Below are 17,600 nucleotides of genomic sequence, written 5' to 3' on the forward strand. Positions count from 1 at the left end.
GCTTAGATGTTCGCCGGTGAGAGGAACGAGAAGCCGAGCCTCTTTCCGAGATACGAAGCATTGACTTCACCCTTCGGCGCCAATACGGCGAACGGCATCGAGGCCGACCCCGTGGAAATGATGCTTCCCTTCGGCAGGATCATCTTGCGCTCGCGGGCGATCGCAACGAGATCGGCGAATGCTCCGTAGGGATCGGTCGCATCGTCTCCCGTCGCCGCCCGGGCCTTCTCCTGACCGTCCACCGACACGACGAGTGAGGACAGCAGTTCCGGAACCTGGCGCTCGTCGAGGCGCTCGCCGACGATCAAAGCCTCGAAGCCCGAGTCGTCAGCCGCGAAACTCGGCCACCCAACGGAGCGGCGATCGACGAAGCGCGCCATAACCAGTTCGAACGTGACGCGCGTTTCCGCGATCGCGCTCTTGGGATCTCCGGTGAAGACGTGATCGATGTCCCGGCCGAGAACGAACGCGATCTCGAACTCGATCGTGACCGGGGCCGCGAACGAAAGCCGGACCTCGGCGCCTGGCTCATGGCGACGAGGCCCAAGCACGCGCCCGGCGATCGACCGCCCGACGCCGGATTGTTGCTTCAGCTTGGCGCTGCCGACGCCTAGCTTCCAACCGACGACAGGCACGCCTAGGAGTTCGATCAGCCTGTCCTGAACGTCGTAACCCTGGCCGATGTTCGCCGGCCTGATGTCCGCCGGCAGTTCAGCGATCTGCTGCGAGCCATGCCAAACCTGCGCGAGCAGGCGCGCAGCGGGATTGGGATCGAACGGGGTCGTCATGGTGAGCCGCCCTGCGTGAGGAAGTCGAAGTCGCAGCCATCAGGCGCCTGCAGCACCGTGCGCCGGTACAGCGATTTGTAGCCACGAGTGGGAGCAGGCGGTGGGCGATGGTCAGCCAGGCGCCGCTTGATCTCCGCGTCATCGACCAGAAGATCGATCCGCTTGTTGGCGATTGACAGCCTGATGCGGTCGCCGTTGCGTGCGGCAGCGAGCGGACCGCCGGCGGCAGCTTCCGGCGCGATATGCAGGACGATCGATCCAAATGCCGTTCCGGACATGCGCGCATCCGAGACGCGGACCATGTCCTTGACGCCGGCCTGCGCCAGCTTCTTCGGGATCGGCAGGTATCCGGCCTCCGGCATGCCCGCCGCGTGCGGTCCGGCGTTCTGGAGCACGAGGATGTCATCCGGACGCACATCAAGGTTCGGATCGTCGATCCGCTTGCTCAGGTCTTCGAGGCTTTCGAAGACCACGGCGCGTCCCTCCGACTCGAACAGATCAGGCGTGGCGGCGGCGCGCTTGAAGATGGCGCCATCCGGAGCAAGGTTACCCGTCAGCGCGACGAGGCCACCCTCCTTCGACACCGGATCGTTGAAGGGCCTGATCACGGCCGGATTGACCCAGTCGAGTGGCTCCTCCAACCGCTCGCCGAGGGTGCGTCCTTCGACGTCGATGGTGTCCAGGTGAAGCAGCGGCTTCAATTCGCGCAGCAGCGCGCCCATGCCGCCGGCGGCATGGAAGTCCTCCATGTAGCCTTCGCCGACTGGCTTCAGATCGACGAGGACCGGGGTCTCGTCGGAAAGTTCGTTGAAGCGTGAGAACGGGATCTTGATGCCCATTCGGCCGGCGATGGCGGTGAGATGCACCACCGCGTTGGTCGAACCGCCCACGGCCTGCAGCACGCGGAAGGCATTCTCGACCGACTTGCGGGTGATGACGTCGCGCGGCGAAATCTTGGTGCTGATCAGGCGAACGGCCACCTTGCCGGTCTCTTCCGCAGCGACCAGGCGGTCGGCGTGCACGGCGGGGATCGCGGCGGTGCCCGGCAAGGACATGCCCAGCGTCTCGGCGATGCAGGCCATGGTGGATGCCGTGCCCATCACGGCGCAGGTCCCGGCGGTCACCGAGAGACGGCCTTCGACGGTGTCGATCTCGTCCTTATCGACGGTCCCCGCACGATATTTGGCCCAGAAGCCGCGGCAGTCCGTGCAGGCTCCCAACCGCTGTCCCCGGTGCCGTCCCGTCATCATCGGTCCCGTGACGAGCTGGATCGCCGGCAGATTGGCCGACGCAGCGCCCATCAGCTGAGCGGGCACGGTCTTGTCGCAACCGCCGATGAGCACGACGGCGTCCATCGGCTGCGCACCGATCATCTCCTCGGTGTCCATCGCCATGAGGTTGCGGTACATCATGCTTGTCGGGTTGAGGAACACCTCGCCGAGCGAGACCGTGGGAAACGGCCGCGGCAGCGCGCCCGCAGCGAGCACCCCGCGCGAGACCGCCTCGACCAGTTCGGGCATATAGCGATGGCAATTGTTGAAGCCCGAGGGCGTCATCGCGATGCCGACGATCGGCTTGGCGAGCATCTCGCGGGACAGTCCCATCGACCGCGCGAAGGAGCGGCGCAGGAATCGGGCGAAGTCTTTGTCGCCGTAGTTGGTAAGTCCGTTGTCTATGCCGTGATCAGCCATCACCTCGCTCCTGACTTTGCCGACGCGCTTTCCTGACTTCGGTAGCCGACGCCGAGCAACTCTTCGAACACCGTGACCATTCCGCCCTTGTCCTTGTCGCCGTGTCCCTTCAGCAGCGCCATCTGGTAGGTCGCGGTCGCCGCGGCGAGGACCGGCATCGGGATCGAGAGATTGGCTCCCAATTCGGCACCGCTGATCAGGTCCTTGTAGGCGTGCTTCATCGGATAGCCGTCGCCGAAATGCCCTTTCAGAATCCTGGGAATGAAGAACTCCGACGCGTAGCTGCGGCCGGTGCCGCTGTTGACGACTTCGCCGATCAGATCGGGATCAAGCCCCATCTTCTTCGACATCGGGAGGATCTCCGCGAGCGCCGCAGCATTGATGTCGAACAGGAGCTGATTGATGAGCTTCGTGAGCTGTCCGCTGCCGGGGCCACCCATATAAAGAATCTTGTTGCCGATCAGGTCCAAGAGCGGCTTCACCTTGTCGAACACCGAACGATCGCCACCGCACATCACCGTGAGGGTTCCGTCGATCGCGCGCGCTTCCATTCCGGAGATCGGCGCATCGAGGAATTGGACGCCGCGCGATGCCAGCTTCTCCGCGGCGGAGACGGTCGTCTTGTAGGTGATCGTGCTCAGATCGACGACGATCTGGCCGGCGCGGGCACGGGTCAGGAAACCACCCTCGCCTGCGACGACCTCATCGACCGCCTTGTCGTGGGGCAAACAGAGGAAGACGACGTCGGCGTCGAAGATCGTCGCCTGCTCGGTGGACGCGCCGGCTCCCTTGCTCTCGAATTCGGCGAACGATTTGGACGAGCGATCCGTGACCGCAAGTGTAGTACCCGACTTCAGCAAATTCAGTGCGATCGGGCGGCCCATCTGCCCGAGGCCTGCAAAGCCTATCTTCATCTGTGGCTCCTTCTTCAAGGCGGTGAATTCATGCTGTGTCGTCAAGCAAACGCAATGCAGGTTGGACTGCCCGTCTCGATCACGCGGCTGGTCGGCGAAAGAGCACCGGTCTCGGGATCGATCTTGAAAGTCGCGATCGTATCGGTGAGCTCGTTGGCAGCGTGGAGCAGCGTTCCGCTCGGATCGATCGTCATGAAGCGCGGCCCGCGACCGCCGCTCGGCTTCCATCCGGCCGGTGTCACACGGCCTGACGCGGCGTCGATCGAGAAGATCCCGATCAAATCGCTGCCGCGGTTGGACACGTAAACGAAGCGGCCAGAGGGATGGACCTCAACTTCGGCGGAGGTGTTGGCGCCCACGAAGGAGTCCGGCGTCGACGGGACGATCTGGATCGGCGTGATCGCGCCGGTTGCACGATCGAAGCGATTGACGCTGAGCGAGGAATCCAGCTCGTAGTTCACGTAGACGAACGGCAAATTCGGGTGGTGCGAGGCATGCCTCGGGCCGGCCCCGGGCCGGGCCGCAGCGAAGCCAGGTTCGGCGAGCTTCAGGAGCGGCTTCGCGGGATCGAATTCGAGCGTGAATACGCAATCGACGCCCTTGTCGGGGACGACGAGAAAGCGGCCCGATGGATCGTAGACGACGTGATGAGGATGCGGCCCCGTCTGCTCGACTTTGTTCGGCCCACCGTTGCCAGGCAATTGCAGCAACTGCACCAGGGGCTCGAGACCGCCATCCTGACGGAGTGGGAGAACCGCAAGCGATGACGTCGCGTAGTTCGCAACGATCATGAAGCGGTTGGTCGGATCGGCAACCAGATGGACGGGATTCTTGCCACCGGTCGACTGCTGATTGATCAACGATAGGTTCCCATTCTCTCGATCGATCCGGAAGGACGAGATCTCGCTGAAGTCGCCGTGCACGGCGTAGAGAAAGCGCTTCTCCCGATCGAAGGCCAGGAAGGACGGGTTGACCAGGTTCTCTACGAGTTGCACGTGGGTCCACGCGCCGGTCGCGGGATCAACGCCATAAACGTTGATGCCCTTCCCCCTCGCGCCGCGCTCCTTGGTCGTCCGGCAGCCCGTATAGGCGAACCGCGCAAAGCGAGGTGCATCCGCCGCTTGCGCTGGAGCCCCAAGGGTTGTCGCTGTACCTATCGTCATCAGCAATGCTCCCCGCAGGATGTTGCGGCGTTCGAGATCGACCGTGTCCATGAGACCTCTAGGCCTCCGTCGCGAGCTTCCGCGAAACGACCGCGGGAACTTCGGCATCGTCGCCCAGCGGACGTCGCGTGAGCGTCAGGATGGACGTTGCGCCGACCACGAGCAGTGCGCCGGCGATGATGAAGGCCCGGTCGTAGTTGCCGGTGCTTTCGACGACGTAGCCCGTCACGATGGGCGCCATCAGGCCGAATACGTTGCCGCCAACGACGAGGAAGCCCATCGCCACGCCGATGTCGCGCGGACGCTTGAGCAGATCGTTGAGCAGAGCGAAGTTCAACGACGTTGTCGAAGCGACGCCGGTGAGCGAGATGGCGATCAGACCCAGGATGAGCCAAACGTCCTGGACAAACGGAGCGAATAGGATGATGGCGGCCAGCAGCATCGCAAACGCGATCATGTACCGCCGCTTTCCGCCGCCGACGTCGCCCTTCAGCAAGCGGTCGCTGATCCGCCCCACGAAGATGCAGAGCACCACGGCCACGGCGTAAGGAATGGCAGCGTAGAAGCCCGTCTTGGCAATCGTGAGCCCCTTCGTCGCCTGAAGGTAGCTCGGCATCCAGGTCAGGAAGAGATACTGAGAATAAACGTTGCATCCTTGGGTGAGCGCCAGGCCCCACAGCGTGGGCCCCATGCGTAGGAGACCGATGAGGCCGACCTTGGGCGCCGAGGCGTCGAGGTCGAACTTCTTGGCACCGCGCTCGTTCAGGATCTTCTGACGCTCCTCCTCACCGAGCCAGGTCGCGTCTTCCGGACGGGCGAACCACGCCAGCCAGCAAGCGAGCCAGACGAAGCCGATGCCGCCGGCGACGAAGAACAGCGCCGGCCAGCCGTAGCTTGCGATGATGGGGCCCGCCACAAGGGCGCAGACGGCCGGGCCCGCGTACGATCCGCTGTTGAAGATCGCGTTTGTCATCCCCCGCTCCGAAGCAGGAATCCACTCGCGGATCACACGGGCGCCGGCGGGGTTGCTCGTCGCCTCGCCGGCTCCCATCGCCAGACGCGTCGCAAGTAGCGAGGGGAAACTTCCGGCAATACCGGTCGCCGCGGTCGCCGCCGACCAAAGCGCCAGTCCGAAGCCTGCGACCTTCTTCGCCCCGAACCTGTCAACGAGCATGCCCATCGGGATCAGGAAGATTGTGTAGGTCCACAGGAAGGACGAAAACAGGTAGCCGAGGGCGACCGGCGAGAGGCCGAATTCCTTGGCGATCGGAGAAGCCGCAAACGACAGCGTGACCCGGTCGATGTAGTTGAGCATCGCCAACGAGAAGAGCATCAACGCAATCCAAAGCCGCTTCCTCTGCATCACTTCCTCCCTGAAAATAGCGCTTCCCTGCGCGGCCTCATCGGGCCGCTCTTCTCGATTTACTCTCCAGCCACGCGCTCGGGGCGCCAGCTCAGCAGCCGGCCTTCGAGCCAGGTGAGCATTGCCTCCGCGATCAGAGCGACTGCGCCGACGACGATCATCGAGGCGAAGACGCCGTTGGCATCGAACGCGCCCTGCGCCGTTGCGATGAGAAGACCGACGCCTTGTTTGGCACCGAGGAATTCGCCGACGATCGCGCCGACCAGCGCGAAGCCGAAGGAGACATGCAAGCTCGCAAGAATCCACGATGTTGCGGACGGTATGACCACTGAGCGCGTGATCTGCCATCGGGAGGCACCGAGCACCCGCGCGTTCGAGATCAGGGTCTTGTCGGCTTCCCGAACCCCCTGGAAGGCGTTCGCGAACACCACGAAGAACACCATCACGACCGCGAGTGCGACCTTGGAGGCGGCTCCGAGACCGAAGGCGACGATAAAGATCGAACCGAGGATCACGCGCGGAATGGAATTCGCGACCTTCACGTAGATCGAGAAGATGTCCGAAAGCAGCTCGTTTCGACCGAGAGCGACACCGCACAGGATCCCGAGAACGGCACCGATGAGAAAGCCGGCGCACGCTTCATAGATCGTGACCCATATCTGGTACCAGAGAGGCCCGATCGACGTCCCTTCCGTGATCCACTCGACGAGTTTCTCGCCAATGCCGCTCGGCTTACCGAAGAAGAAGGGATCGATGAGGTTGAAGCGCACGCCGAGCTCCCACCCGCCGAGGATGACGGCTAGAACTGCGATGCGCATGACGAGGATGAAGAGCTTCCGTCGCCGGGCCAGGGTGACGAAGGCGTCGGTTCTGGGAGCTTCCGCGACCGGGCGCGGCCCGTCCGTCTGCGTGACAAGGCTCATCGGATCCTCCTCAAGCCTGCTTTTCGCGGGCACGCATGACTTCCTCGCGGAGGTCCTTCGAGATGCGGCGGGCGATTTCGATGAAGCGTTCGTCGTAGCGCAGGGACGCGATCGCCCGGGGCCTTTCCAGATCGATGTCGTAGATCGACTTGATCTGCGCGGGCCGGGTGGTCAGGACGGCGACCTTGTCAGCGAGCAGAATCGCCTCGTCGAGATCGTGCGTGACGAACAGCACCGCCGCGCGATTCTCGGTCCATAGGTTCAGGAGCTCTTCCTGCATGAGCTCGCGCGTCTGGACGTCGAGCGCCGAAAAGGGTTCGTCCATCAAGAGCACCTCGGGCTTGTTGATGAACGTCTGCGCCAACGCGACGCGCTTGCGCATTCCGCCGGACAATTGGTGCGGCAGGCTCTCCTCAAATCCCGAAAGGCCGACCCGGCGCACCCAATCGAGGGCCATTTCCCGGGCCTTGGACTTGTTCATGCCGCGGAAGAGCGGCCCAGCTTCCACGTTCCGCACGACGTTCTTCCACGGAAACACGGCATCCTGCTGGAAGACGAGCCCTACCCGGCGGTCCACATCGCGGACCTCCGCACCGAACAGTTGCACGGAGCCTGCCTGGGGACGGGCGAGACCTGCGATCAAGCCCAGGGTCGTCGACTTGCCGCAACCGGTAGGCCCGACGATCGCGCAGAATTCGCCAGGCGCGATCGAGAGGTCGAAACCGTTCAGGGCCGTCAGGATATCGCCGTCCGGCTTGATGAAGCGGCGCGCGACGCCGCTCAACTCGACTGCGGGCAACATGGGTGTCCTTTCGATACGAGGCGGCCGAGGCCGTCGGGTCGACTACTTCGCCGCGTTGGCGGCATCGACGAATTTGTTGGTGTAGGTCTGTCCGAGGTCGATGGAGGCCTTCTGGACGTCCTTCTTGAACTCCTTGAGCACGGAGAGGACAGTCTCGGCGCCGTCCGCCGGCATTCTGCCGTCGGGCGAGAACATCACCTTGGCGTCGGCGAGCGCCTTCACATACGCGGCCTTGTCGCCGGCGTAGTAGTCCTTCGGCATCTTGTCCGCGATGTCTTCGGCGGAGTGAGAGGCGATGTACTGCATCGTCTTCACGAACGCGTTGACGAGCTTCTGCGTCACCTCGGGATGGGAGTCGACATAGGCGGTCGACATGTAGAGGGATGCAGCGGGATAGAGACCGCCAAGATTCTTCTTGGCCTCATCCGGCGTACGCAGGTCTACGATCACGCGCCCCTGATCGGTATTCACCACGCGCGAAATCGTAGGCTCCGTCGTGATGCCCGCGTCGATAGAGCCGTTCTTGATGGCGGCGACGAACGTCGCGCCGGCGCCGACGGACAGCAGACGCACCTTCGAAGGATCGACGCCGTTCTTCTTGGCCAGATACTGGACCAGGAATGCCGTCGAGGAGCCGAGACCGGTCACGCCGATCGTCTTGCCGGCGAAATCCGCGGGGGAGTTGATGTCCTTCGCCTTCGAGGAAGCGAGAATGGCGTGGCCAGAGACCAGGCCCATCGTGACGACGGACTCGATCTTCTTTCCCTTAGCCTGAAGGTCGATGGTGTGATCGTAGAAGCCGACCGCCCCCTGGATCGATCCGGCGACGAGTTCGTTCGTGGCGTTGACGCCAGCGGGTTCGCTGGCGAGCTCCACGTCCAGGCCCTGATCCTTGAAGTAGCCGAGGCTCTCGGTGAGTTTTGCGGGAAGATAGATGATCTTCTCCATGCCGCCGACCATGAGCGTCAGCTTCTCGGCAGCCGCAGCGGGGGTCGAAGCGCTGACCGCGAGAGCCGCGGCGACCGCCATCATCGGCAATGCGCCACGCCATGACAGAAGGGCGACCGACTTCGTTTTCAGCTTCACGTTCTTCTCCCTGTTTTCTTGCTTCACGGCGGACGCCGGCGGGTCTGTCGAAGGCGCGCTTCCGAGCCCGGAAATGCATTGCCATATATTGTTAGATATGACAATGTCATTTTTAGTGAAATATGACAATCTTGGTCAGGTCGCCGCGGGGTGCCCCTCCCGGAAGACAGCCGGGCGGATCTTTGTTAGAGGCATAGCCCCGTCGGAGGCCCGACATCGGACCGCACAGCCCGCACTCGAAATGGAACAGTCGACTGAGTTTTCAGAGAGGGGGTCGTCCGGATCGCCTAACGCGCTCCACCGGGAGATCGCGCAGCGGATCCTGATGCACGTTCGGATGGAGCGCCTTCCGATCGGCGCGCATTTGACCGAGACCTCGCTCGCGCAGGTGGTCGGCACTTCTCGAGGCCCCATAAGGGGCGCTTTGAGCCACCTGGCATCGGCCGGATATCTCGAGCGCCGGCCCGGTCAGGGCTTCTTTCTGGCGAGAACCGAGCCCAGGGCGGAGAAGGCCGGCGACGCGTTGGCCGTGGCCGATACTGAGCAACTCTACCTGAAGTTCGCGGAGGACCGCTTGCGCGGGCGCCTTGCTGCCTCCGTGACGGAAGCGGACCTGATGCGGCGCTACGATATTCCACGGCACACCCTCCGGCGCATCCTGACGCGCATCGTCAACGAAGGCTGGATGCAGCGGCGCACCGGGCATGGGTGGGCATTCCTGCCGATGATCGACTCCGTCGAGGCGTATCGCGAGAGCTACGAGCTCAGGCGCTTCCTCGAGCCCCAAGGTCTGCGATCCCCGACCTTCAAGCTGGATCGCGCCGTCCTTTCGGAGCAGCGCGAGCGACAGGAGTTTCTGCACAGCGCAGGGTACAAGACGCTCGGCCAGGTCGAGTTGTTCAAGTCGAACAGCGACTTCCACGAGGCGCTTGCCCTGATGTCAGGGAACAGATTCCTGGCCCAGACCGTCGCCCGCCAGAACGAACTGCGGCGACTGATCGAATACCGGCAGACGCTCGACCGAGACCGCGTATGGCGGCAGACGGGCGAGCATCTGGCCATCATCGGAATGCTGGAGAAAGGCTCGATCGAGCGAGCCGCCAAGCTTCTCGACATGCATATCGGCGGAGCCTTGAAGGAAAAAGCTCGGCCGGAGCTTTTCGGACCGTAGCGCCGCTCCTCCGACACCCCTCGATCGTGAGGGGCTCCGACAAGTGTGTCGAGTGATGTCACGAGCAGGAGAACTCTGGACCTTCCAGGTTTCCAAAAAAGAGAGGGCCATGTGGCCTCTTAGTCTGCGGAGTAGCTTTTGCCGCTTGGCGGTCACTACGGAAATTAGAAGAGTGACCCACTCGCCTTTCACTCCGTTTTCGCCATTCACGCCCGATGCTCCCTGCCACTCGGGCGCCCGGCCGGCTATCGCCACTGCCCTTCCTCACTTATCCAGGGAGATCCAGGCAGGGCCCCAGGTTTGATAAATGCATCGACAACGTTGCTCAGAAGTCGAGACACGTTGTTGTCGAAGTCTTTCGCCGGCAATGCCTGACCAAACGCAATCGAGCCGTCCACAGAAAACGACCCCCGTCGTTCGGAGCGTTGAAAAAGACAATGTCCCCCCGGATCATGTCGGAGACAAGATCGGGTGCAGCTGGCTCATGAGTTCGGACCAACCGCGAGAGTGCCCACCAACAATTGGCCGCAGGCAAGCACCACACCTCCCGTGATCGATGGCGAAGCGATCGCAGAATTCGCGAGTGATCGCGCGAGCCTCAGCTCTTGCCAAGACTGTCAGACGAGCGAGCCGACAACCCTCGAAGCGAGAAATCGCAGCATTCACGCGCAATCCGCGCAATCTGTCCTGCCAACGGATCGAATGCGTCAACACGAGTGACAGCAAAATACCTGATTTGCGGAATAGCTGGCGACGTCTTGATCGTGCGCAGGAGACCGATCTCGATCTCGTGCCGGAAATACTGCTCGGTCAGAAAGGTAATGCCCAGTCCGGCCACCGCCAACGCAGAGAGGACGCTGAGACTGTTGCACTTGACGACGCGATTGAGCTTGATGCCGCTCGCGCCCAACCAATCCAGCACAAGCTTCTGCAGCCCTGATCCTTCCCCCTGAGTGAGGATCGGATATCGTGCGATCTCATCGAGCGCGGCCTCGTTGGCCTTGGGGCCGACGCCAGGCGCCGACATCCATTGCAAGGTGACGCTGTCGAGCGGCAGTGCGTTGAAGTCGGCACTGGCCGGCGGATCAAGACCAATGACAAGATCCAGGCGACGATCGGCGAGCTTGTCGAGAAGCACGACGCTGGATTCGACTTCGGGCTCCGGAATGACTGCCGGATAGGCCTCCTTCATGGCCACGATCAGTTTCGGGAGCCAGGTCAGCGCCACAAGCTCGGTGACGCCGAACCGGAAAGCACCACTGAAAGCCAGCGGCCCCGCTGCGACCTGGCGCATTCGCGCCTCAAGCTCCAACAGCTCAGCCGCGAGCTCGATCAGATTTTCGCCGCTGCGCGTCAGGCTGATCGTTCGACTGTTGCGATCGAACAGCGTGCTCCCGACAGCTGCTTCCAATTCGGCGATGCGCTTGGAGATGGTCGATTGCGCCAGGTTCAGCCGCTCCGCGGCGTCAACCACCGCGATGCGTGACACCGCGTGCGAAGCAGGGAAAGCCAGCTTTGGCGAACGCGGCGACATCGCGGACGGCGCCGTCGATGACGAAGCCGGCGACTCCCATCGCCTTGGCGCGCGTCATCATGATCTCGCCGACCAGGGCCTGGTTGAGATCGCCGCCGCCATCGACCACGAGCACGTCGCCCGGCCGGAGCAGCTCATAGGCCTTGTGCAGCATGAAATTGTCGCCGGCCCGCGTCTTGACGGTGATCGCGGTGCCGATCAGGCGGGCGTTGCCATGGAACGGGCGGAGCGCGCGCGTGCCGTGCAGCCGGTTCATGTTGTCGGACACGATCGCAACCTGCGCCGCGGCAAAGTCAGCGATGATTGCAGGCGGGACCGAGGGCGGTGAGGGAAGCTGTCGATGGCCGGGCAGGAGCATGGGCAAAAACCGATGGGCTGTGCGCTGGAGCAGATTTCGCCTGAAGCCTGCCCCGCGATTGGCTTGAAGAAAAGTGAATATTTTTCTACGTATTGGATCGCTTTTTTCGATTGATGGGGGTCGGAGCCATGGTGAACCTGACACTCAAGCAGGTCGAAGCCTTCTACTGGATTGCCGAATTGGGCGGGGTCCCTACAAATCGGGTCCCGGAGAGATCAACGTGCCGGTCTCGATCGACGGCCTAGTGGTGATGCCGGGCGACGTCATTCTCGGCGATGAAGATGGGATCGTGGCCTTCGACCGATCCGTTGCCCCGGAGTTGCTCGACCGAGTCAGACAGCAGGAAGTGCGCGAGGCCGGCGCACTCGCAGCCATCCGCGAAGGTCGCCTCGACAATTCCTATATCGGCACCGGAAACTCTCCTGCCCAAGGGGCAACGTCATGAGCAGCGCCAGTGCCATCGCCCTCGCCCCGAGGGTTCAACGGATCAAGCCGTCGCCGAGCATGGTCGCGCGGGAACGGGTCCGCCAGCTCCAGGCCGAGGGACGTCACGTCATCGATCTCACGGCCGGCGAGCCTGATCTCGATACGCCCAAGCATATCCGCGACGCGGCTGCGGCCGCGCTCGAAGCGGGAGAGACGCGCTACACACCGGTCAACGGAACGCCGGCGCTGCGCAAGGCGATCATCGCAAAGCTCGCCCGCGAAAACGGCGTTCGCTATGCCATGAACGAGATCTCCGTCGGCGGCGGCGCCAAACAGGTCATCTACAACGCACTCGCCGCCACGCTCGGAGCCGGCGACGAAGTGATCGTCCCCGCTCCTTATTGGGTTTCGTATCCCGACATGGTCGAGGCCTGCGACGGCACGCCGGTGATCGTGAGCTGCGGCGAGAACGCACGATTCAAGCTGTCGGCCGAGGCTCTCGAGAAAGCGATCACGCCACGGACGCGCTGGCTCATTCTGAACTCCCCGTGCAATCCCACGGGCGCGTTCTATTCCACCGCCGAGATAGCCGCGCTCGCCGAGGTGCTGCTGCGGCACCCCCATGTCGCGGTCATGACCGACGACATTTACGAGCACATCCGCTTCGATGGCGGGGCAACTCCGTGCATCGTTGCCGCCGAGCCTCGGCTGCGGACGCGGGCCCTGTTGGTCAACGGCGTCTCCAAGACCTATGCCATGACCGGCTTCCGGCTTGGCTACGGCGCGGGGCCCGCAGAGCTGATCTCGGCCATGAACACGATCCAGTCGCAGTCGACGTCCTGCACATCCGCGATCAGCCAGGCAGCGGCGACCGCGGCGCTCGAAGGCGATCAAGGCTTCGTCAGCGAGGCCCGCGAGATGTATCGCCACCGCCGCGATCGCGCGGTCGCCTTGTTGAACGACATTCCCGGCCTTTCTTGCCTTCCGCCCGACGGCGCCTTCTATGTGTTTCCGTCTTGCGTCGGCCTGATCGGGAAGACCACGCCCGACGGCAAGGTCCTGAAGACGGATCTGGACGTCGTCATGCATTTCCTCGATGCCGCCGGCGTCGCCGTGATCGATGGAACGGCCTACGGCATGCCATCCTATCTGCGCATGTCGATCGCGACCTCGTTGCCCAAGATCGAGGAAGCCTGCACACGGCTCGCGCGAACCTGTGCGACCTTGCGCTAATCGCCGAAGGACGAAGGAAAGAGCTATGAGATTATCAAAGGTCGCCGCCGCCGGGCTCCTGATCCTCAGCGGCGTTGTCAACTTGGCGAAGGCCGACGAACTCGCTGACGTGAAGACCCGCGGCAAGCTGGTCTGCGGAACGCTCGGCACGGCCGAACCGTTCAGCTTCCAGGACCCGAAGACGCGGGAGATCGTCGGATACGATGTCGACATGTGCCGCAAGGTCGCAGAGTCGCTCGGTGTCGCGCTCGAGCTCAAGCCGATGGCCGTCGAGGCCCGCATCCCCGAGCTGTTGCAGGGGCGGGTCGACATCCTCGCCGCCAATCTCGGCTGGACCAGGGAACGCGCGCAACAGATCGACTACAGCTATTCGTACTTCGTCAGCGAGCAGAAGGTACTTGTGGCCGCCGATTCCGGCATCGCCACTCTGGAGCAGTTATCGGGCAAGCGGGTCAGCGCGCTCAAGGGATCGTCTTCGGAACAGGGCGTCAGACGTGTCATACCGACGGCAGAAACCGTGACCTTTCAGGATTCGTCCTCGGCCTTCCTTGCGGTCGTTCAGGGAAAGGTCGACGGCTTTTGCGCCTCGGAGCTGATCCTGGTGAAGCTCCGTAAACAGGCTCAGGCCTCCGCGCCGATGTCGATCGTCGAAAAGTCGGTCTTCGTCGAACCGTGGGGACTGGGCGTCCGCAAGGGTGAGGCCACCTTCAAGGACCAGGTCAACAAGGTGCTGACCGAGCTGGATGCGTCCGGAGAGGCCGGCAAGATTTTTGCAAAGTGGTTCGGCCCGGGTACCGTTTATGGAATGAAGCTCGATTTCAAGATCGAGGAGATCAAGGGCTGATCCCTCGCCGCCGCGCGAAACCGAACATCCGGAGAGCATGACTTAACGATGGGCTATGTCTTCGACCCGGCCGCAGTCCTGACCGGCCAATATCTGGACTGGTTCATCTGGGGGCTGGCGACGACGATCGCGCTGACGGTCGCGGCCTGGCTGCTCGGGATGACGATCGGGATCATCCTGACGCTGGTCCGCATGCTTCCATTCAGGCCGCTCGAATGGCTGGTCGCCGGTTACGTCGAATATCATCGCAACGTTCCGCTGCTGGTCCAGATCCTGGTTTGGTATTTCGGCGTCCCGCAATTGTTGCCTCGGGCCATCCGCATGTGGGTCAACAGCCATCACAGCGAGTTTCTTCTCGCCATGGTGGCGCTCGGCCTCGCCAGCGCGGCCTATATCACCGAGGATTTGCGCAGCGGAATTCGTTCGATCCCGAAGACGCAATATGAGGCCGCGCGCTCGATCGGGTTCAACTATCTCCAGGCGATGAGCTACGTGATCCTGCCGCAGGCGCTGCGCATCGTGATTCCGCCGCTGATCAACCAGACCCTGCTCCTGTTCAAGAATACGAGCCTCGCCATGGCGGTCGGCGTCGGCGAGCTGACCTATCGCACGCGCGAGGTCGACAGCTACACGTTCAAGACGTTCGAAGCGTTTGCCGTCGCGACCATCCTTTATCTTGCGATTTCCTTCGCCATCATGGCGCTCGGCAGCTTCGCTGACCGGCGGCTGAAACTCGAGATCCGCTGATGCTGGAGATCCTCGAGGACAACTGGCTTCTGTTTCTGATCGGGCAATACCCGCACGGCCCCGTCGGTGGCCTCGCCATGACGCTGTTCCTCGCCGTGGCTGGTTTGTCCCTCAGCTTTCCCGTCGCAATTGCGCTCGCGCTGGCGCGCCTCAGTGCGCGTCGCTGGCTCAGCGGACCGGCCACCGCCGTGGTTTACGTGGTGCGCGGCCTGCCGCTGATCATGTTCATCTTCTGGACCTATTTCGCGCTGCCGCTGTTGACTGGACGTACGGTCGGAGGCGTCGAGACGCTGCTCTTCGCGCTTGTCGTCTACGAGGCGAGCTATCTGTCGGAGATCATCCGGGCCGGGATTGAAGGCCTGCCAAAAGGCCAGGCTGAGGCGGCAAAGGCGCTTGGCCTCGGCTACTTTCCGACCACCTTCAAGGTCATCCTGCCGCAAGTCCTGCACAACATGATGCCAAGCCTTGTCAGCCAGTTCGTCTCCACGATCAAGGAGACCTCGCTCGGCTATGTCATCAGCGCCAACGAGGTGACCTTTGCGGCGAGCCAGGTGAACAACCAGCTCATGACGCAACCGTTCGAGGTGTATGGCTTGCTGGCGCTGACCTATTTCACGCTTTGCTTCACCCTGACATCGGCGGCGCGCCGGCTGGAACGCCGGCTGGCCGCCGAGCGCGGTGAGCTCGGCGTTCAGCCGGCGTGAGGGCTGTCATGATCCGCTTCGAGGCCGTCGAAAAATGGTTTGGCCCGCACCAGGTGCTGGCGGGCGTGACGGGCGACGTGAAACGTGGCGAGGTCGTCACGCTGCTCGGCTCATCGGGCTCCGGCAAATCGACGCTCATTCGTACGGTGACACGCCTGGAAGCTATTCAAGGCGGACAAGTGCTGTTCGAGGGAGTGGACGTCGCCGGGCGTGGCGTCGACATCAACCGCTTGCGCCAGCGCGTCGGGTTCGTGTTCCAGGCGTTCAACCTGTTTCCGCATCTCACCGCACTCGGCAACATCACGCTGGGGCTGGAGCGCCTGCGGAAAATGTCCAAGCCTGCGGCTAGAGAGCGCGCGATGACCGAGCTCGACCGCGTCGGGCTGGCAGACAAGGCATACGCCCTGCCGTCGCGCCTGTCCGGCGGCCAGCGGCAACGCGTCGCGATCGCACGCGCGCTGGCGATGGACCCGGACGTCATGCTGTTCGACGAGCCGACCAGCGCACTCGATCCAGAGATGGTGGGCGAGGTGTTGCGAGTGATGAGGACGCTTGCGCAGAATGGCATGACGATGGTTGTCGTCACGCACGAGGTCGGATTCGCCCTTGAGGTCGCAGACACGGTCTGGTTTCTGGACAAGGGTCAAATCGTCCAAAGCGGTACACCGGCTGAGGTCCTCGATGATCCCAGTCACGAGCGGCTGCGCTTATTTCTGTCGAGGACACGCTAGGCGTTCTCACCTACAGTGAATCGTGCATGAATGCCCCTTGCGATGGTTGTCGGCAGTCATCTCCTGCTTGGTCGATGGGGCATGCCCATGTAGACTCCTCCCTTCGTAAGCTCGTCGATCATCTGATTGATACGCTTTCGGCGAGTTTCCGGGCGACCGGCACGCGCGATCCAGTGCAGGTAATCGTTGCGCTGATAAGGAGGCCGTTGCTTGAAAGCAGGCATTAGGCTTGCCGTCTCGAGCTCTACACGCAGGGATCGGGGCATTTTGGCGAGCGGCCTTTTGAGCATATCACACCCTGGATATTAGCTTACAAATGCTGAAGGATCATAACACTGGTCGCGCCTGCGGGACCCGCAGCCGCCCCGGCGACGGCCCTTTCAATCTAGTCACCGCGTGGTTCATAGGGCTTTGCGACCCAGCTGCAAACAATGGGCGCATCCACGCGCCGCCGGCTTCGCTCTATCGGCAACACGTCACGCAGATGCGGCCGTGAAATGAGGACCGCACCGAACTCGTGCGCCGTTCCCGGCCGTAATCTCATGCAAACCGCAAATGGCGCGACAGCCGCGGCATACCGTGATGTTCCACGCCATGGTACGACTTGACCTAGGTCAGACGTGCGCACGTCCTATAAGGAAGTTCGCGAGTTCTTTCACTTATCAAGAACTACATTCGATCCCCCGCTTTGGAGTGGCTCCTTGGAGCCAGACAGAGCCAGCCGGCTGATTTAACCCCGTCGGTCGCCTGACCCTCGAACTGTTTCGGGCTGTGATACCAGGAGTGCTAGTCGGCGAAAGGTCTCGGGGTACGCGAGTTTGATATGTTAATCAGGATCACATCTGTGGTGCTTTTTATCGCAGGTGACAGTTTGCCTCAATCCTCTCATAGTCCCCGAAGGCAAAGCGCTTCTGGCGCTGTGCTTCGAGAGACTGGCCGATTGCTCCATTCAGATGCTGGATTCGCTTATAGCTTCCTTGGTGACGCCACAGCCTTGTGCGTGGGCTGCCCCGCCAGACTCTAGGGGGTCAGCACTACTCCTGTTGGGCATCGGCACGACCCCGCTTGATTTGGGAGTTGCGGGCCAGCCCCTAGGACGGCGCGCAGTGACTCTATTGCGGC

19 protein-coding genes and 1 pseudogene are annotated in these 17,600 nt (G+C 62.7%); 8 read left to right on the forward strand and 12 right to left on the reverse strand.

Annotation, left to right across the window (positions count from 1 at the left end):
* Positions 1 to 2: 2 nt before the first annotated feature.
* From ACWAT4_RS30855 to ACWAT4_RS30890, 8 genes are all read right to left on the reverse strand, one after another.
* Complete coding sequence (locus ACWAT4_RS30855) at positions 3 to 788, reverse strand: fumarylacetoacetate hydrolase family protein (protein ID WP_449728816.1); 786 nt, start codon at positions 786 to 788, stop codon at positions 3 to 5.
* Positions 785 to 2,479, reverse strand: coding sequence for a dihydroxy-acid dehydratase (locus ACWAT4_RS30860; protein ID WP_449728817.1), 1,695 nt, complete (start codon positions 2,477 to 2,479; stop codon positions 785 to 787). The genes ACWAT4_RS30855 and ACWAT4_RS30860 overlap by 4 nt, the downstream gene beginning before the upstream one ends.
* Positions 2,479 to 3,393, reverse strand: a complete 915-nt coding sequence (locus ACWAT4_RS30865) for an NAD(P)-dependent oxidoreductase (RefSeq protein WP_449728818.1) — start codon at positions 3,391 to 3,393, stop codon at positions 2,479 to 2,481. The genes ACWAT4_RS30860 and ACWAT4_RS30865 overlap by 1 nt, the downstream gene beginning before the upstream one ends.
* Before the next feature lie 41 nt (positions 3,394 to 3,434).
* Positions 3,435 to 4,607 carry a lactonase family protein gene (locus tag ACWAT4_RS30870; RefSeq protein WP_449728819.1) on the reverse strand — a complete coding sequence of 391 codons (1,173 nt, stop codon included), beginning with the start codon at positions 4,605 to 4,607 and terminating at the stop codon, positions 3,435 to 3,437.
* A gap of 7 nt (positions 4,608 to 4,614) precedes the next feature.
* Entirely contained in the window at positions 4,615 to 5,889 is a 1,275-nt protein-coding gene (locus tag ACWAT4_RS30875) for an MFS transporter (RefSeq protein WP_449728820.1), read from the reverse strand.
* 89 nt (positions 5,890 to 5,978) lie between these two features.
* Complete coding sequence (locus tag ACWAT4_RS30880) at positions 5,979 to 6,842, reverse strand: ABC transporter permease (protein WP_449728821.1); 864 nt, start codon at positions 6,840 to 6,842, stop codon at positions 5,979 to 5,981.
* Positions 6,843 to 6,852: 10 nt separating this feature from the next.
* Positions 6,853 to 7,644 (reverse strand): ABC transporter ATP-binding protein, encoded by a 792-nt coding sequence (locus ACWAT4_RS30885; RefSeq protein WP_449728822.1) that lies wholly within the window; start codon positions 7,642 to 7,644, stop codon positions 6,853 to 6,855.
* A 42-nt stretch (positions 7,645 to 7,686) separates the two neighbouring features.
* Entirely contained in the window at positions 7,687 to 8,676 is a 990-nt protein-coding gene (locus ACWAT4_RS30890) for an ABC transporter substrate-binding protein (protein ID WP_449731289.1), read from the reverse strand.
* A gap of 295 nt (positions 8,677 to 8,971) precedes the next feature.
* Between ACWAT4_RS30890 and ACWAT4_RS30895 the strand changes: the two genes are divergently transcribed.
* On the forward strand, positions 8,972 to 9,901 hold the full coding sequence (locus tag ACWAT4_RS30895) for a GntR family transcriptional regulator (protein ID WP_449728823.1): 930 nt from the start codon (positions 8,972 to 8,974) through the stop codon (positions 9,899 to 9,901).
* Positions 9,902 to 10,499: 598 nt separating this feature from the next.
* Here the strand turns inward: ACWAT4_RS30895 and ACWAT4_RS30900 are convergent.
* The 3 genes and pseudogenes from ACWAT4_RS30900 to ACWAT4_RS30910 form a co-directional block, all read right to left on the reverse strand.
* Positions 10,500 to 11,213 carry a substrate-binding domain-containing protein gene (locus ACWAT4_RS30900; protein WP_449731290.1) on the reverse strand — a complete coding sequence of 238 codons (714 nt, stop codon included), beginning with the start codon at positions 11,211 to 11,213 and terminating at the stop codon, positions 10,500 to 10,502.
* An 87-nt stretch (positions 11,214 to 11,300) separates the two neighbouring features.
* Positions 11,301 to 11,390, reverse strand: a pseudogene (locus ACWAT4_RS30905) (helix-turn-helix domain-containing protein); the annotation flags it as partial.
* Positions 11,368 to 11,703 carry an RraA family protein gene (locus tag ACWAT4_RS30910; RefSeq protein ID WP_449728824.1) on the reverse strand — a complete coding sequence of 112 codons (336 nt, stop codon included), beginning with the start codon at positions 11,701 to 11,703 and terminating at the stop codon, positions 11,368 to 11,370. The gene ACWAT4_RS30910 and the pseudogene ACWAT4_RS30905, both read right to left, overlap by 23 nt.
* 72 nt (positions 11,704 to 11,775) lie before the next feature.
* Here ACWAT4_RS30910 and ACWAT4_RS30915 point away from each other — a divergent pair, with 72 nt between their 5' ends.
* The 7 genes from ACWAT4_RS30915 to ACWAT4_RS30945 all read left to right on the forward strand — a co-directional run bounded on the left by ACWAT4_RS30915 (position 11,776) and on the right by ACWAT4_RS30945 (position 16,478).
* Positions 11,776 to 11,907, forward strand: coding sequence for a hypothetical protein (locus tag ACWAT4_RS30915; protein ID WP_449728825.1), 132 nt, complete (start codon positions 11,776 to 11,778; stop codon positions 11,905 to 11,907).
* A 106-nt stretch (positions 11,908 to 12,013) separates the two neighbouring features.
* The gene (locus ACWAT4_RS30920; protein WP_449728826.1) at positions 12,014 to 12,238 is read left to right on the forward strand and encodes an RraA family protein; all 225 of its coding nucleotides are present in this window, start codon (positions 12,014 to 12,016) and stop codon (positions 12,236 to 12,238) included.
* The gene (locus ACWAT4_RS30925) at positions 12,235 to 13,452 is read left to right on the forward strand and encodes an aspartate transaminase (protein ID WP_449728827.1); all 1,218 of its coding nucleotides are present in this window, start codon (positions 12,235 to 12,237) and stop codon (positions 13,450 to 13,452) included. Before ACWAT4_RS30920 ends, ACWAT4_RS30925 begins: the two co-directional genes overlap by 4 nt.
* 25 nt (positions 13,453 to 13,477) lie before the next feature.
* A complete protein-coding gene (locus tag ACWAT4_RS30930) occupies positions 13,478 to 14,296 on the forward strand; it encodes an ABC transporter substrate-binding protein (protein ID WP_449728828.1) in 819 nt (272 codons plus the stop codon).
* Between the two features lie 48 nt (positions 14,297 to 14,344).
* The gene (locus ACWAT4_RS30935; RefSeq protein ID WP_449728829.1) at positions 14,345 to 15,043 is read left to right on the forward strand and encodes an amino acid ABC transporter permease; all 699 of its coding nucleotides are present in this window, start codon (positions 14,345 to 14,347) and stop codon (positions 15,041 to 15,043) included.
* Complete coding sequence (locus tag ACWAT4_RS30940; protein WP_449728830.1) at positions 15,043 to 15,747, forward strand: amino acid ABC transporter permease; 705 nt, start codon at positions 15,043 to 15,045, stop codon at positions 15,745 to 15,747. The genes ACWAT4_RS30935 and ACWAT4_RS30940 overlap by 1 nt, the downstream gene beginning before the upstream one ends.
* A gap of 8 nt (positions 15,748 to 15,755) precedes the next feature.
* Positions 15,756 to 16,478, forward strand: coding sequence for an amino acid ABC transporter ATP-binding protein (locus tag ACWAT4_RS30945; RefSeq protein ID WP_449728831.1), 723 nt, complete (start codon positions 15,756 to 15,758; stop codon positions 16,476 to 16,478).
* A 56-nt stretch (positions 16,479 to 16,534) separates the two neighbouring features.
* Here the strand turns inward: ACWAT4_RS30945 and ACWAT4_RS30950 are convergent, their stop codons facing one another.
* The gene (locus ACWAT4_RS30950; protein ID WP_449728832.1) at positions 16,535 to 16,768 is read right to left on the reverse strand and encodes a YdeI/OmpD-associated family protein; all 234 of its coding nucleotides are present in this window, start codon (positions 16,766 to 16,768) and stop codon (positions 16,535 to 16,537) included.
* Positions 16,769 to 17,600: the final 832 nt, after the last annotated feature.

Source organism: Bradyrhizobium sp. T-1 (assembly GCF_053592855.1).

Coding starts and splice junctions, on each gene's coding strand:
- ACWAT4_RS30930 (WP_449728828.1), top strand. CDS start 13,478: ATGAGATTATCAAAGGTCGCCGCCGCCGGGCTCCTGATCCTCAGCGGC.
- ACWAT4_RS30925 (WP_449728827.1), top strand. CDS start 12,235: ATGAGCAGCGCCAGTGCCATCGCCCTCGCCCCGAGGGTTCAACGGATC.
- ACWAT4_RS30945 (WP_449728831.1), top strand. CDS start 15,756: ATGATCCGCTTCGAGGCCGTCGAAAAATGGTTTGGCCCGCACCAGGTG.
- ACWAT4_RS30870 (WP_449728819.1), bottom strand. CDS start 4,607: ATGGACACGGTCGATCTCGAACGCCGCAACATCCTGCGGGGAGCATTG.
- ACWAT4_RS30865 (WP_449728818.1), bottom strand. CDS start 3,393: ATGAAGATAGGCTTTGCAGGCCTCGGGCAGATGGGCCGCCCGATCGCA.
- ACWAT4_RS30895 (WP_449728823.1), top strand. CDS start 8,972: ATGGAACAGTCGACTGAGTTTTCAGAGAGGGGGTCGTCCGGATCGCCT.
- ACWAT4_RS30935 (WP_449728829.1), top strand. CDS start 14,345: ATGGGCTATGTCTTCGACCCGGCCGCAGTCCTGACCGGCCAATATCTG.
- ACWAT4_RS30890 (WP_449731289.1), bottom strand. CDS start 8,676: ATGATGGCGGTCGCCGCGGCTCTCGCGGTCAGCGCTTCGACCCCCGCT.
- ACWAT4_RS30860 (WP_449728817.1), bottom strand. CDS start 2,479: ATGGCTGATCACGGCATAGACAACGGACTTACCAACTACGGCGACAAA.
- ACWAT4_RS30880 (WP_449728821.1), bottom strand. CDS start 6,842: ATGAGCCTTGTCACGCAGACGGACGGGCCGCGCCCGGTCGCGGAAGCT.
- ACWAT4_RS30855 (WP_449728816.1), bottom strand. CDS start 788: ATGACGACCCCGTTCGATCCCAATCCCGCTGCGCGCCTGCTCGCGCAG.
- ACWAT4_RS30885 (WP_449728822.1), bottom strand. CDS start 7,644: ATGTTGCCCGCAGTCGAGTTGAGCGGCGTCGCGCGCCGCTTCATCAAG.
- ACWAT4_RS30940 (WP_449728830.1), top strand. CDS start 15,043: ATGCTGGAGATCCTCGAGGACAACTGGCTTCTGTTTCTGATCGGGCAA.
- ACWAT4_RS30915 (WP_449728825.1), top strand. CDS start 11,776: ATGGCCGGGCAGGAGCATGGGCAAAAACCGATGGGCTGTGCGCTGGAG.
- ACWAT4_RS30950 (WP_449728832.1), bottom strand. CDS start 16,768: ATGCTCAAAAGGCCGCTCGCCAAAATGCCCCGATCCCTGCGTGTAGAG.
- ACWAT4_RS30875 (WP_449728820.1), bottom strand. CDS start 5,889: ATGCTCTTCTCGTTGGCGATGCTCAACTACATCGACCGGGTCACGCTG.